Source organism: Amycolatopsis sp. NPDC051373 (assembly GCF_040689465.1).
GTDB lineage: Bacteria > Actinomycetota > Actinomycetes > Mycobacteriales > Pseudonocardiaceae > Amycolatopsis.
This window is the reverse complement of the sequence record NZ_JBFBAE010000011.1, coordinates 186,906-199,599: the sequence shown is the minus strand read 5'-3', so window position 1 is coordinate 199,599 and position 12,694 is coordinate 186,906. Positions and strand designations below refer to the sequence as shown.

Here is a 12,694-nt window from a genome sequence, read left to right as displayed (position 1 = left end):
GCCGTGAAAGCCGCACCGTTCGCCTACGTCCGGCCCGCGACGCTCGACGACGCCGTCGCCGAGCTCGTGCGCAGCGCCGGTGAGGGCAAGGTGCTCGCGGGCGGCCAGTCGCTGGTGCCGATCCTGGCGATGCGGCTGGCTCGCCCGTCCACCGTGGTCGACATCGGGGCACTGTCCGAACTGGACTTCGTGCGCCGCGACGGCGACGAGCTCGTGATCGGGGCCCTGGTGCGTCAGCGGACGCTGGAAGGGCACCCGCTCGCCGCGGCCGTGCCCCTGCTGCGCCTGGCGCTGCCGTGGATCGGGCACCGCGAGCTGCGCAGCCGGGGCACCGTGTGCGGCAGCATCGCGCACGCCGACCCCGCCGCCGAGCTGCCCGCGGTGGCCTGCTGCCTGGGCGCGTCGCTCGAGATCGCCGGTCCGCACGGCCGGCGCACCGTGGCGGCGGCCGAGTTCTTCCACGGCGCCATGGCCACCTCCGTCGGCGCCGAGGACGTGCTGGCCACGGTGCGTTTCCCCATGGCCCGCCCGGGTGAGGGCTTCGGGTTCGCCGAGATCGCGCGCCGCCACGGCGACTTCGCGCTGGCCGGGGTGGCCACGCGAGTCCGCGTCTCGAACGGACGAGCGGCAGAGGCCGTGCTCACCGCGTTCGGCGTGTCCGATCGTCCGGTCACGCGCGACGTCACCGGTCTCGGCGACGACGAAGTGGCCGACCTGGCCCGCGACCTCGTGGACACCGCGGGCGATACCCACGGCTCACGCGAGTACCGGCAGCGGCTCGTAGCGGCGCTGGCCGTGCGCGAGCTGGCCCGGGCCCGGCGAGCGGCGGAAGGAGGAACGTCATGACGCTGCCGCGGCCGGTCCGCGCGGAAGCCGGCGAGCCCGTCGACGTGACGATGACCGTGAACGGCACGGAGGTGTCACTGTCGCTGCCCGCGCGCGTGACGCTCGCCGACGCGCTGCGCGACCACCTCGGCCTCACCGGCACGCACCTGGGCTGCGAGCACGGCGTGTGCGGGATGTGCACCGTGCTGGTCGACGGCTCCGCCGCCCGAGCGTGCCTGTTGTTCGCCTGCCAGCTCGACGGCGCGGACATCGTGACGGTCGAGGGCCTCGGCCGCCCGGACGACCTGCACCCGTTGCAGGAGGCGTTCGGCTCGCACCACGCGCTGCAGTGCGGCTTCTGCACGCCGGGGTTCCTGCTCAGCTCCTACGACCTGCTGGCGCACAAGCCGGACGTCGCCGAGGAGGACCTCCCCGTGGAGCTGTCCGGCGTGCTGTGCCGGTGCACCGGCTACCGCAACATCCTCTCCGCGGTGTCCGAAGTGGCCGGTGCGCACCGCGACGGGATCCCCGAGCCGCGCAACTGCGGGCACCACGTGCTGATGGGCCACACCGCGGCCAAGCCCGGCGCCGAGTCCGCGCCCGAGCCGGCGGGCGTCAAGGAAATCGAGCTGCCGCAAGGGGATCCGACGTTCACCGTCGAGGTCACCCAGGAGCTCACCGCGTCGCCGGAGAAGACGTGGGCCGTGCTCGACGACATCGACCTCGTCGCCGCGTGCCTGCCCGGGGCGGAGATCTCTGAGCACCTCGGCGACGACCGCTACCGCGGCCGGGCGCGCGTCGCCGTCGGGCCGATCCGGCTTTCGTTCGCGGGGCTGGCGCAGGTCACCGAACGCGACGCGCAGGCGCACCGCCTGCGGGTGATCGGCCAGGGCGAGGACGCCGGGGGCGGGCGCACCCAGGCCGACATCCTGCTCGTCGCGGAGGAAACCGGTGCCGGGACGAGGCTGCGGGCGACCGCGCAGGTGTACCTGACCGGCCGGATCGCGCACTTCGGCCGGGCGCTGGCCGGCGACGTCAGCCGGCGGATGTTCGAGCAGTTCGCCGCGGCCGTGGAGGAGACCGCGGTGTCCGGGGTGCGCACGACGGCAAGGAAGCCGCCGGGCGCACTGGCCCTCCTCGCAGCCACTCTCGCGGCGAAAGCCCGGGAATGGGGCCGGCGCCTGCGCCGGGCCGAGCACAACCCACCCACACATCCGAAAGGGACTCAACGATGAGTTCGACCGCCCCGATCGACAAGATCCTGAGCGACGCCGTCGACGCCGGCGACGTGCCCAACGTCGTGGCCATCGCCGCCGACGACAACGGCATCATCTACGAAGGCGCCGCCGGCCCGCGCGCCGCCGGCAGCGCAGACCCGGCGTCCGCGGACACGCACTTCCGCATCATGTCGATGACCAAGATGGTCACGACCACCGCCGCGTTGAAGCTGGCCGACCAAGGGCAGCTCGACCTCGACGCGCCGGTCGAGCGGTACCGGCCCGAGTTCGCCGAGATGAAGGTGCTCGAAGGCTTCGACGGTGACCAGCCGAGGCTGCGGGCGCCGGCCTCGCAGGCGACCGTGCGGCAGCTGATGACGCACACCTCGGGCCTGAGCTACTGGTTCTGGAACGACGACATCGTGAAGTGGGAGAAGGCCACCGGTATCCCCAACGTGTTGTCGGGCCGGAAGATCGTGCTGACCGCCCCGATGATCGCCGATCCCGGCACGAAGGTCGAGTACGGCACCAACACCGACTGGCTGGGCCAGGTGGTCGAGGCCGTCGCCGGGGTGACGCTGGACGTGTTCTTCAAGGAGCACATCACCGGGCCGCTGGGGATGACCGAGACGTCGTTCGCCCCGACCGGCTCGCAGCGCGGCAACCTGGCCCCGGTGCACGTCCTGGGCGAGGACGGCAAGTGGCTGGCCACCGACATCAACATCCCCGAGCAGCCCGAGTACTGGGCCGGGGGCCACGGCCTGTACTCGACGCCGCGCGACTACCTCAAGTTCCAGCGGATGCTGCTGGGCGGCGGCACGCTCGACGGCACCAAGGTGCTGGAACGGTCCACTGTGGACGCCGCGTTCACCAACCAGATCGGCGACCTGGACTTCCCGGCGCGCATCCCGACCGCGGACCCGACGTCGTCGTTCGACTTCGTCGCGGGGCCGGGCCACAAGTGGGGCCTCGGGCTCGTGCTCAACAGCGAGCAGCGACCGGGGATGCGCGCCGCGGGCAGCGGAACGTGGGCCGGGTTGTGCAACTCGTTCTTCTGGGTCGACCCGGTGAACCGCGTGACGGGCGCGATCTACAGCCAGTCGCTGCCGTTCGTGCCGCCGCCGTTCGTCAAGCTGTACGAGGACTTCGAGCGGGCGCTGTACGCGACGCGCTAGTTCTTGAGGCGGCGACGTCCCCGGCCGGGTGCCGCGACCATCCGGCCGGAGTCGTCCGACTCTTCGGGTCAGGCGGCCAGCGCCAGCCCGCCGTCCACGGCGAGGACCTGACCGGTGAGCCAGGCCGCGTGCGGGTCGGCCAGCCGGACGATCCAGGCGGCGACGTCGGCCGATGACCACGCCGACCCAGCGGGATGCGCTCGGCCTCGGCCGCCTTGACGCGGTCGACCTCCTCCGGCGACAGCCCCGCCGACACCAGCGCTTCGCTCTCCGTCGGCCCGGGGGCGACCGCGTTGACGCGCACTCCGCCGGGCGCCAGCTCGAGTGCCCAGCTGCGCGTGAGGGATTCGACAGCCGCCTTCGAGGCGCCGTAGTGGGCCGCCCCGGCCAGCGGGCGGTGGCCGAAGGTGCTGGAGACGTTGACGATCGCGCCCCGGCTTTCCCGCAACGGCTCCAGCGCGGCGCGCGCGAGCAGGCTCGGCGCGACGACGTTGACCGCGAACAGGCGCTCGACACCCTCGGCGGTGGTGTCTGCGAGCGGCATCCCGGTGAAGATCCCGGCGTTGTTGACCAGCACGTCAAGCCGGCCCCAGCGGTGCAGTGCGGCGTCCACAACGGACTCCGCGGCCCCGGTCCGCGCCAGGTCGGCCGCGTGGACCTCGATCGCCGGATGCCGGGCGGCGGTCTCCGCGAGGGCTTCGGCCCGCCGGCCGACGACGAGGACTTTCGCCCCCGCGTGCGCGAACGCCTCCGCGCTCGCGCGGCCGATGCCCGATCCGGCACCGGTGACGATCACGACGTGTCCGGACAGGTCGCTCGACGTCGGGTCCACGGGCTCACTCCTTCGTTCGATGTTCTGCGAACGTCGAACGTAGCACGTTGTTCGGCCGTCGTAGAATGACGGACGACGCTCCCCCGACGAACGGATCCGCATGAGGCACCCGACGCCCCCGCCGGCGCCCGAGGACATGAAGCTGGCCGAGGTGCTCACCGCGTTGAGCGACTCCGTCCGCCTCGGCCTGGTGCGCCAGCTCGCCGACGGCGCCGAACGCGGGTGGGGCGACCTGCGCGCGCCCGTCGCGAAGTCCACGCTCAGCCACCACCTGAAGACCCTCCGCGGCGCCGGCGTCACCGAAACGCGCGAAGACGGCACCCGCTGCTTCGTCACCCTCCGCCGTGGCGCGCTCGACCAGCGGTTTCCCGGCCTCCTGGACGCAGTGCTGAAGGCTGCCGACGAAGAGCAGATCGGCGAAGCGCCCGCGCTCGACAGGACTGCCCCGCGCCCCTAGCCTGACTAGAGCGATCGCTCTAGTGGGAGGCGCCATGCCGACGATCGAACTGTCCGCCGGGCCGATCGACTACGCCGACACCGGCGGCCCCGGGCCGGTGGTCGTGTTCACGCACGGCTTTCCGATGAACGAGACGCAGTGGCGCAAGGTCGTCCCACTGCTGGCCGACTACCGCTGCGTGCTGCCGACGCTCCCCCTCGGCGCCCACCGCAAACCGATGCGCCGCGACGCGGACCTGTCCCAGCGCGGCCAGGCGCTGCTGCTCGGCGAGTTCCTGGAGCGCCTCGGCCTCGCCGATGTCACCCTCGTCCTCAACGACTGGGGCGGCCCGCAGTTCCTCGTGTCCGAAGGCCGCGCCGACCGCGTCGGCCGGCTGGTGCTCGTCGCGTGCGAGGCGTTCGACAACTTCCCGCCGCCACCCGCCCGGCCGCTGGCGCGGCTGGCCGAAGTTCCCGGCGGCGCCTGGCTCCTCATGCGACTGTTGCGCACGAAGTTCTTCCGCCACAACGAGAAAGCCTACGGCGGCCTCGCCAAGCACGGCATCGCCGACACCGTGCTCGACGACTGGTTCGCCCCGGCCACCCGCGACCGCGCCATCCGCCGCGACCTCGCCAAGTTCGCCGTCTCGACTCCGAGCCGCGACGTCCTGCTGCGGTGGACGGCACGGCTCTCCGACTTCGACCGCCCCGTGCTGGTCGTGTGGGCGCCGGAGGACCGCATGATGCCGGTGTCCCACGGCCGCCGCCTGGCCGAACTCTTCCCAGGCGGCCGGCTCGTCGAAATCGCCGACTCGTGGACGCTCGTCCCCGAGGATCAGCCGGACCGCCTGGCCGAAGTACTGCGGGAGTTCCTGTCCGCGGCTGGCTGAGTCGCTACTGCTGATACGGCCGGTGCTGCGGCTGGTATCCCGGCGGCGGCGGTTGCTGAAACCCTCCCTGCGGCGGGAATCCCGGCGGCTGCTGGTACCCCGGCTGTTGCTGGGACCCCGCCTGCTGCTGGTACGCCGACGGCTGCTGGGACCCCGGCGGCGGAGCGAAGCCGGGCTGCTGCACGGGCACGGGCTGGGAAACCGGGCCGGACCCCTGGTTGGCCCTGCGCCGGATCGCGACCACCAGCCGCCAACCGCACGCGGCCGCGATCCCCGCGCCGATCCCGAACGTGACCCACCGGCCGCCGCCCTCGAAGGTCTTCGCGTCGTCGATCGACTCCTGCAGTTTCTCTTCGTAGGTCTCGCTCGACGTCACGCCGTACTGGGTCCTGTCGCAGGTCTGCCCCGGCCGCATTTCGTCGCTGCCGCACAGCACCTTGCCGGATGACCCGGTGCCGAACACGCCGAGCGCCATCAACCCCAGCCCGAACAGCAGGCCGACAGACCACCAAACCACGCTTTTCATCCATCCCCCACTGCGTCATATCGGATAGCGAGGCATATCAGACCACAAATCGAACTGTGACGCACAGGCTTCCGACGTAACTTCCGAAAGAGTCAACCGCTCGTGTCCGTTTCGGTCCTTCCGCACGGGGTAAGCCGCGAAGGAACGCAGAGACGACGAAGGGAGCCCCATGAGCACCATCACCGAGTTCGTCGACGTGCACGTACCGGTTTCCGCGGCGTACAACCAGTGGACGCAGTTCGAGTCGTTCCCGCGCTTCATGGACGGCGTCGAGGAAGTACGCCAGGTCGACGACACGCACACGCACTGGAAGATCGCGCTGGGCGGGGTCACACGGGAGTTCGACGCGACGATCACCGAGCAGCACCCGGACGAGCGCGTGGCTTGGGCGTCGGACTCCGGGCCGACGCACGCCGGCGTGATCACGTTCCACCGGCTCGACGATGAGACCACCCGGGTGACGGCCCAGATGGACCTGGATCCCGACGGGTTCGCCGAGACCGCGGCCGACAAGCTCGGCATCCTCGACCGCCGGGTCAAGGACGACATGCAGCGGTTCAAGACGTTCATCGAGCACCGCGACGGCCGCGAAACCGGCACGTGGCGTGGTGACGTCGCTCCTCCGCCGCAGCGTTGACCCGGTTTCACCGTCCGTGCGCGGTGGTAACCGAGAGGCAGGAAGGGAGCCACCCATGACTGCCGACGAGAAGCAGCTGGACGAGCAGCTCGAGGAAGTGCGCCACGCGATCAGCGAGGCCAAGGACGCCGCCCAGGAAGCCCGCGATTCGCGCCCGGACCCCATGGGCTCCGGGTCCGGGTCGGCGGACCCCGGCGAGCGGGAGGAGGACTCAACCATGAGCGACCCGGAAAAGCACGAAGAACGCGACGATCCCTACGGCGAATCCGCCGAGGAGCAGCGTGAGACCGTCCGCGGCGAACAAGGCACGTCGCAGGACCCGCATGACGACACCGACCCGCAGTCGGGTTCCTGACGGTTTCACCTGCGCCGCAACGGGTGTCCGTCGGCCGCGAAGGAGGAGCCGTGCCTCAGGAAACCTGGAGCGACAAGCGGGAGCGCCAGTACGAGCACATCAAGTCGGCACAGAAAGACCGCGGCGCGAGTACTTCGCGGGCCGAGGAGATCGCCGCCCGTACGTGAACAAGAACCGCGCCCGTTCCGCGAGTCCCGCACCGCGAGCAAGACCTCGATCCGCGACAAGAGCTCGCAGCAGCGCGGCGGGGAACGCAGCGGCAAAGGCCTCGGGCCGGGCGGGCCGACCAGGGCTCAGCTGTACAACGAGGCCAGGCAGCGCAACGTCAAGGGGCGCTCGAGCATGACGAAGAAGGAACTGCAAAGAGCCCTGGGCCGCTGACTGCCGGCCCGAGCCCGATCCCGTCGGCAGCCGCCTGCCGACGGGATCGGCGCGTCCACTCTGGACTTTCATCGCCTGAAGAGGGAGGCGGATCGTGAACAGCCGGCTGATCGCCGTCGCCATCGACTGCCGCAACGCCGAGGCACTGGCCGAGTTCTGGCGCGAGGCCCTGGACTACCCGGCCACCGAACGCTGGACCGACCACCACGGGCTGACCTACGTCGAGCTCAAGGCGCCCGGCCGCGTGTCGCTGCTGTTCCAGCCCGTGCCCGAGGGGAAGACCGTCAAGAACCGGCTGCACCTCGACGTCGCGCCCGGCACCGTCGAGCAGCGCGACGAGGTCGAACGCCTCGTCACCCTCGGCGCGAAAATCCTCGACGACCCGGACGACGAGCACTGGATCGTCCTGGCCGACCCCGAGGGCAACGAGTTCTGTGTCCTGCCGCGGCGCTGACCTCGGCCGGTTCCGACGCGAGTACCGAGGAGGGTCCATGCAGCGCGAACGACAGCCGGTCCTGGAAACGACCGAGCCGAGGCAGTCCGCCGAACCCCCGCAGTTCACCGAGGTGCACTACCGAATGTGGGCCCGCTTCGCCGGCCCCGCGTGGCTGCGCCGCCTCCTCGGCGACCGCAACGGCCTCCGCCTCGACGCAGAAGGTCTGTCCGTGCGCCTCGGCTCCTGGCTCGTCACGACGCCACTGGACAACCTCGCCGGCGCCCGGGTCACCGGGCCATACCGCACGTGGCGCGCGCTCGGCCCGCACCTGTCCTTCGCCGACCGCGGCCTCACCCTCGGCAGGACCACCGAACGCGGCGTCTGCCTCGGTTTCCGCGGGCCGGTCCGCGGGCTGGACCCGTGGGGCCTGGTCCGCCACCCCAGCCTGACCGTGACGGTCGACGAGCCGGAGCTCGTCGCCGAGGTCGTCAACCGCGTCGCCGACCACGGTAAGTGACGCTTCACTCAGGCGGTTGACCCCATGCGGAGTGGGTACCCGACGAGGCGATGACGCTGGGAGCACAACCATGAGCACCGATGACCTCGTCTCCGTCCTCGCCGACGACCACCTGGAGTTGAGCAGGATCTGCACCGAACTGGAAACCGACCACGGCAGCCCGGAGAACCGCAGGGAAGTGGCCGATCACCTCATCGCCCAGCTCGTGCGGCACGAGGTGGCCGAGGAGCCGTTCCTGCCGCCCGGCCCGGCCCTGCACGGCGCGGACGACCTGATGCGCCGGATGGAAGGCTTGGGTCCGCAAGACGCACGCTTCGAGCGCCTGCTGGCAACCTTGATCCACACCGTCCGGCGACACCTGCGCGAAGCCGGGCCCGCGGTCACCGGGCTGCGCAACCGCTACCCGGCCGACCGGTTGCGGGAGCTCGGCCAGGACGCGCTCGAAGCCCGCCGGGGCGCGGACTCACTGCCCCACCCGGTCATCGCCGACCGCACACCCCCGAACGCGCTGCTGCGGACGGGGCCGGGGTTCGTCGACCGGGTCCGGGCGGCGCTGACCTCCGTCCACTGAGGACCGTGCGACACCAGCCTCGAACCGGAGGAATCGCGAATGACCACAGTGGAGGACGTACTGGCCGAGTACGGCACCACCCACGCCGAGCAGGCCGGCATCAAGCTCGCCGACAAACCGCAGCCGCTGTACCAGCTGCTCGTCCTCACCACGCTGATGTCGGCGCGCATCGGTTCCGACATCGCCGTGGCCGCCGCGAAGGAGCTGTGGCAGGCGGGCTGGCGGACTCCGAAGGCCATGCGGGACTCCGAGTGGACCGACCGCGTCCACGCGCTGGGGCGCGGCCGTTACGTGCGCTACGACGAGAGCACCGCCCGCTACCTCGTGGACAGCGCGGAGTTCCTGCACGAGCGCTACCAGGACGACCTGCGCAACCTCGCCGACGCCGCCGGCAGCTCGCCGGAACGGCTGGAGAAGCTGCTCACGGAGTTCCCCCGCATCGGTCCGACCGGCGCGCAGATCTTCTGCGAGGAGGTCCAGGCCGTGTGGCCGTGGGTGCGCCCGTACTTCGACAAACGGGCGCTGGCCGGCGCGAAGAAGGCCGGGCTGCCGGCGGATCCCGAGAAGCTCGCCGGCCTCGTCGCGGGCGACGACGTGGCCCGGCTCGCCGCCGCTCTCGTACAGGTGAACATCCACGCGAAGAAGGACTGAGAACCGACGCTGCCGGGTCTCGCGCCGGCAGCGTCGTCTCGATCACGGGTCCACGGAGGAGTCGGCGACCGCGGTGTGGGCCAGGGCCGCGACCGTCTCCTCGAGGCCGCGCTGGATCTCGTCGCCGGAGCCCTCGCGGACGCTGCTCAAGGTCACCTCCACGCGGCTGGCCGTGGGTCCGGCCTCGTCGATCGAGAGGGTGCCGTGGTAGTCGTCCGGGCTTTCGGCGCCCCAGGACAGGGTGCGGGTGCCTTCGTCCACTTTGAGCCAGGCGTCACCTTCGACGTGCCGGCCGTGGACCTCGGCCTCGACGTGGACGGTGTCGCCGCCTTCAGGGCGCGCCGCTTGCATCTGCGAGAAGTAGTGCGGCAAGTTGCGCGGTTCGCGCAGGTAGGCGAACAGCTCGTCGGCGGGCAGTTCCACCGTGGCGCTGTGCCGGTAGTCGGTCATGGGACCACCTCCTGGCCCGCCGGGTACCCACACGGTCCGCCGCGCCAACCACCGCCGGGCGGCTCCGCCGGCCGCGCGCGTTGCGGGACCACGACGTGCTTCAGGTTTCTGGTACGGCTGCGGCGCTCGAAGCGAACCGCGCCCGATGAAGGTTGAGCCGAAGCGAGAGCGGGAACCCGGAGACCACCCGGCGGCCCGCGCCGGAGGGCGACGCGACGATGGAGGTGCTGTGGTGACCGAAGAGGTGCAGCCGATTCCGCCGAAGGAACGCTCGTTCGGCGAGCTCGTCTCCGACCTCACCGACCAGGTGAAGCGGCTGGTGCGCGACGAGGTCCGGCTCGGGGTCCTGGAGCTGAAGCAGAAGAGCACGCGGATGGGCGTGGGCGCCGGGTTGTTCGGCGCCGCCGGACTCGTCGCGCTGTTCGGCGCGGGGGCGCTGGTGGCCGCCGCGATCATGGCGCTCGCGCTCGTGCTGCCCGGATGGGCGTCGGCGCTGGTCGTCGCGGGCGCGTTGTTCGTCGTCGCCGGGATCTCGGCGCTCGTCGGGCGCACGCAGATCAAGAACGCGACGCCGCCCGTGCCGCAGGAAGCCATCGAAGGCGTCCGCGAGGACGTCGAAATCGTCAGGCAGGAGGTGCGCTCGTGAGCCGCGAGTTCCCGGATACCCCGGACGAGGTCCGCATCGACCGCGACGCCACTCGCGCCGAGCTCGCGCAGACGCTGGAAAGCCTCGAGCAGAAGCTCGACGTACGCCCGAAGATCAAGCAGGGCATCGACGACCGGCTGGACCAGGCCGAAGCCAAGGTCGGCACGGTCGTCGGCGAACCGACGGCCGCGAAGTTCCGCCAGGGCGCCGAAACCGTGCGCGCCAACCCGGTCCCGGTCTTCGCTAGCCTGCTCGGCCTGATCGTCGTGCTGCGGCTCATCCTGCGCCGGCGCTCGCACGAAGATTGAGCGGCCCCGCCGATGTTTGCCCGCCGCGACCCCGCGGTACCCGGGCGGAATGACCACAACCGTTGCGGACTACGTGTTGCAGAGGCTGCGCGAATGGGATGTCGAGCTGGTGTTCGGCTATCCCGGGGACGGGATCAACGGCCTCGTCACCGCGTTCGGCGCCGCGGGGAACGAGCCGCGGTTCGTGCAGGCGCGGCACGAGGAGATGGCCGCGTTCGAGGCCGTCGGGTACGCGAAATTCAGCGGACGCGTCGGCGTGTGCGCGGCGACGTCCGGGCCCGGCGCGATCCACCTGCTCAACGGCCTCTACGACGCCAAACTCGACCACGTGCCCGTGGTGGCGATCGTCGGCCAGACCGCGCGCAGCGCGATGGGCGGCAGCTACCAGCAGGAAGTCGACCTGCAGGCGCTGTTCAAGGACGTCGCGAGTGAGTACCTCGTCGAGGTCAACGTGCCCGAGCAGCTGCCCAACGCGCTCGACCGCGCCATCCGCACCGCGCTCGCGCAGCGCGCCCCCACGGCCCTGATCATCCCGGCGGACGTGCAGGAGCTGCCGTACTCGCCGCCCGAGCACGAGTTCAAGCACGTGCCCTCCAGCCCGCCCGCCCACCCGCGCGCGAAGGTCGTGCCGCCGGACGAGGAGCTGACGCGGGCGGCCGAGGTCCTCAACGCCGGCGAGAAGGTCGCGATCCTGCTCGGCCAAGGCGCGCGCAACGCCGTGACCGAGGTCCGCGAGGTCGCCGAGCTGACGGGCGCGGGGGTGGCCAAAGCGTTGCTGGGCAAGGACGTGCTGCCCGACGACCTGCCGTACGTGACCGGCGCGATCGGCCTGCTGGGCACGCGCCCGAGCTACGAGCTCATGCACGACTGCGACACGCTGCTGATCATCGGCTCCGGCTTCCCGTACAGCCAGTTCCTGCCCCCGTTCGGGCAGGCGCGCGCAGTGCAGATCGACCTCGACGCGCGGTACCTGGGCCTGCGCTACCCCACCGAGGTCACCCTTCTCGGCGACGCCAAGTCCACTTTGGAACAGCTCCTCCCGTTGCTGGAGCGCAAGACCGAGCGCGCGTGGCGTGAGCGGATCGAGAAGAACGTGGCCGAGTGGACGGACACCGTCACACGGCAGGCCATGCTGGCGGCGGACCCGATCAACCCGATGCGGATCGTCCACGAGCTGTCCGAGCGGATCCCCGAGGACACGATCGTCACCGCCGACTCCGGCTCGACGGCGAACTGGTACGCCCGCAACCTGCGCATCCGCGGGCGGATCCGCGCTTCGCTGTCAGGGACTCTCGCGACGATGGGCCCGGGGGTGCCGTACGCGATCGGCGCCAAGTTCGCGCATCCCGACCGCCCGGTGGTCGCGCTCGTGGGCGACGGGGCCATGCAGATGAACGGCATGGCCGAGCTGCTCACCCTCGCGCGCTACCGCGAGCTGTGGCCCGACCAGCGGTGTGTGATCTGCGTCTTCCACAACGGTGACCTCAACCAGGTCACGTGGGAGCTGCGCGCGATGGGCGGCGCGCCGAAGTTCGAGCCGTCGCAGTCGCTGCCCGAAGTGTCCTATGCGGACTTCGCCCGCGGCATCGGGCTGGGCGGCATCGCGGTCGACGACCCTGAGCGGCTCGGTGACGCCTGGACCACGGCGCTCACCGCCGACGTCCCGACCGTTCTCGACGTGCGGTGCGACCCCGAGGTGCCGCCGATCCCGCCGCACGCGACTTTCGAGCAGATCAAATCCATGACCGAATCGGTGCTCAAGGGCGACCCCCACGCGTGGCACCTGGTCGCCCAGGGCCTCAAGACCAAGGTCCAGGAGCTCCTGCCGACGCGCACCTGATC

The 12,694-nt window shown here is 71.2% G+C and carries 17 protein-coding genes and 1 pseudogene; 15 read left to right on the top strand and 3 right to left on the bottom strand.

What is annotated here, in order from left to right; translation table 11 throughout:
* Nucleotides 1–3: 3 nt before the first annotated feature.
* The 3 genes from AB0383_RS22275 to AB0383_RS22265 are packed head-to-tail and all read left to right on the top strand — an operon-like array spanning nucleotide 4 to nucleotide 3,217.
* Complete coding sequence (locus AB0383_RS22275; RefSeq protein WP_366188416.1) at nucleotides 4–846, top strand: FAD binding domain-containing protein; 843 nt, start codon at nucleotides 4–6, stop codon at nucleotides 844–846.
* Complete coding sequence (locus tag AB0383_RS22270) at nucleotides 843–2,060, top strand: 2Fe-2S iron-sulfur cluster-binding protein (RefSeq protein WP_364170917.1); 1,218 nt, start codon at nucleotides 843–845, stop codon at nucleotides 2,058–2,060. Before AB0383_RS22275 ends, AB0383_RS22270 begins: the two co-directional genes overlap by 4 nt.
* Nucleotides 2,057–3,217, top strand: a complete 1,161-nt coding sequence (locus AB0383_RS22265) for a serine hydrolase domain-containing protein (RefSeq protein ID WP_364170919.1) — start codon at nucleotides 2,057–2,059, stop codon at nucleotides 3,215–3,217. The genes AB0383_RS22270 and AB0383_RS22265 overlap by 4 nt, the downstream gene beginning before the upstream one ends.
* On the opposite strand, the gene AB0383_RS22260 is transcribed toward AB0383_RS22265, so the two are convergent.
* Nucleotides 3,171–4,049, bottom strand: a complete 879-nt coding sequence (locus tag AB0383_RS22260) for an SDR family oxidoreductase (RefSeq protein WP_366188415.1) — start codon at nucleotides 4,047–4,049, stop codon at nucleotides 3,171–3,173. The two genes, AB0383_RS22265 and AB0383_RS22260, sit on opposite strands and share 47 nt — an antisense overlap.
* A 100-nt stretch (nucleotides 4,050–4,149) precedes the next feature.
* Here AB0383_RS22260 and AB0383_RS22255 point away from each other — a divergent pair, with 100 nt between their 5' ends.
* Together AB0383_RS22255 and AB0383_RS22250 are read left to right on the top strand one after the other, a co-directional pair.
* Nucleotides 4,150–4,506 (top strand): ArsR family transcriptional regulator, encoded by a 357-nt coding sequence (locus AB0383_RS22255; RefSeq protein WP_364170924.1) that lies wholly within the window; start codon nucleotides 4,150–4,152, stop codon nucleotides 4,504–4,506.
* Nucleotides 4,507–4,540: 34 nt separating this feature from the next.
* The gene (locus AB0383_RS22250) at nucleotides 4,541–5,374 is read left to right on the top strand and encodes an alpha/beta hydrolase (RefSeq protein WP_366188414.1); all 834 of its coding nucleotides are present in this window, start codon (nucleotides 4,541–4,543) and stop codon (nucleotides 5,372–5,374) included.
* Between the two features lie 4 nt (nucleotides 5,375–5,378).
* Here AB0383_RS22250 and AB0383_RS22245 read toward each other — a convergent pair whose 3' ends face one another.
* Nucleotides 5,379–5,900 (bottom strand): hypothetical protein, encoded by a 522-nt coding sequence (locus AB0383_RS22245; protein WP_366188413.1) that lies wholly within the window; start codon nucleotides 5,898–5,900, stop codon nucleotides 5,379–5,381.
* A 169-nt stretch (nucleotides 5,901–6,069) separates the two neighbouring features.
* On the opposite strand from AB0383_RS22245, the gene AB0383_RS22240 reads away from it, so the two are divergent.
* The 7 genes and pseudogenes from AB0383_RS22240 (at nucleotide 6,070) to AB0383_RS22210 (ending at nucleotide 9,448) form a co-directional block, all read left to right on the top strand.
* Entirely contained in the window at nucleotides 6,070–6,537 is a 468-nt protein-coding gene (locus AB0383_RS22240; protein ID WP_364170930.1) for an SRPBCC family protein, read from the top strand.
* 55 nt (nucleotides 6,538–6,592) lie between these two features.
* Nucleotides 6,593–6,892 carry a hypothetical protein gene (locus tag AB0383_RS22235; RefSeq protein WP_366188412.1) on the top strand — a complete coding sequence of 100 codons (300 nt, stop codon included), beginning with the start codon at nucleotides 6,593–6,595 and terminating at the stop codon, nucleotides 6,890–6,892.
* A 50-nt stretch (nucleotides 6,893–6,942) separates the two neighbouring features.
* A pseudogene (locus tag AB0383_RS22230) lies at nucleotides 6,943–7,273 on the top strand (plasmid stabilization protein).
* A gap of 94 nt (nucleotides 7,274–7,367) precedes the next feature.
* Nucleotides 7,368–7,727 carry a VOC family protein gene (locus tag AB0383_RS22225; RefSeq protein ID WP_364170934.1) on the top strand — a complete coding sequence of 120 codons (360 nt, stop codon included), beginning with the start codon at nucleotides 7,368–7,370 and terminating at the stop codon, nucleotides 7,725–7,727.
* A 37-nt stretch (nucleotides 7,728–7,764) separates the two neighbouring features.
* Complete coding sequence (locus AB0383_RS22220) at nucleotides 7,765–8,226, top strand: hypothetical protein (RefSeq protein ID WP_366188411.1); 462 nt, start codon at nucleotides 7,765–7,767, stop codon at nucleotides 8,224–8,226.
* A gap of 70 nt (nucleotides 8,227–8,296) precedes the next feature.
* Complete coding sequence (locus AB0383_RS22215; protein ID WP_366188410.1) at nucleotides 8,297–8,797, top strand: hemerythrin domain-containing protein; 501 nt, start codon at nucleotides 8,297–8,299, stop codon at nucleotides 8,795–8,797.
* Between the two features lie 39 nt (nucleotides 8,798–8,836).
* Nucleotides 8,837–9,448, top strand: coding sequence for an endonuclease (locus AB0383_RS22210; protein WP_366188409.1), 612 nt, complete (start codon nucleotides 8,837–8,839; stop codon nucleotides 9,446–9,448).
* Between the two features lie 42 nt (nucleotides 9,449–9,490).
* Here AB0383_RS22210 and AB0383_RS22205 read toward each other — a convergent pair whose 3' ends face one another.
* Nucleotides 9,491–9,898, bottom strand: coding sequence for an SRPBCC family protein (locus tag AB0383_RS22205; RefSeq protein ID WP_366188408.1), 408 nt, complete (start codon nucleotides 9,896–9,898; stop codon nucleotides 9,491–9,493).
* 232 nt (nucleotides 9,899–10,130) lie between these two features.
* Between AB0383_RS22205 and AB0383_RS22200 the strand changes: the two genes are divergently transcribed.
* Genes AB0383_RS22200 through AB0383_RS22190 form a run of 3 tightly spaced genes read left to right on the top strand, consistent with a single transcriptional unit; the run spans nucleotide 10,131 to nucleotide 12,692 of the window.
* Nucleotides 10,131–10,544, top strand: a complete 414-nt coding sequence (locus AB0383_RS22200; RefSeq protein ID WP_366188407.1) for a phage holin family protein — start codon at nucleotides 10,131–10,133, stop codon at nucleotides 10,542–10,544.
* Nucleotides 10,541–10,852, top strand: coding sequence for a DUF3618 domain-containing protein (locus tag AB0383_RS22195; protein ID WP_366188406.1), 312 nt, complete (start codon nucleotides 10,541–10,543; stop codon nucleotides 10,850–10,852). The genes AB0383_RS22200 and AB0383_RS22195 overlap by 4 nt, the downstream gene beginning before the upstream one ends.
* A 49-nt stretch (nucleotides 10,853–10,901) precedes the next feature.
* The gene (locus AB0383_RS22190; RefSeq protein WP_366188405.1) at nucleotides 10,902–12,692 is read left to right on the top strand and encodes a thiamine pyrophosphate-requiring protein; all 1,791 of its coding nucleotides are present in this window, start codon (nucleotides 10,902–10,904) and stop codon (nucleotides 12,690–12,692) included.
* The last annotated feature ends 2 nt before the right edge of the window (nucleotides 12,693–12,694 follow it).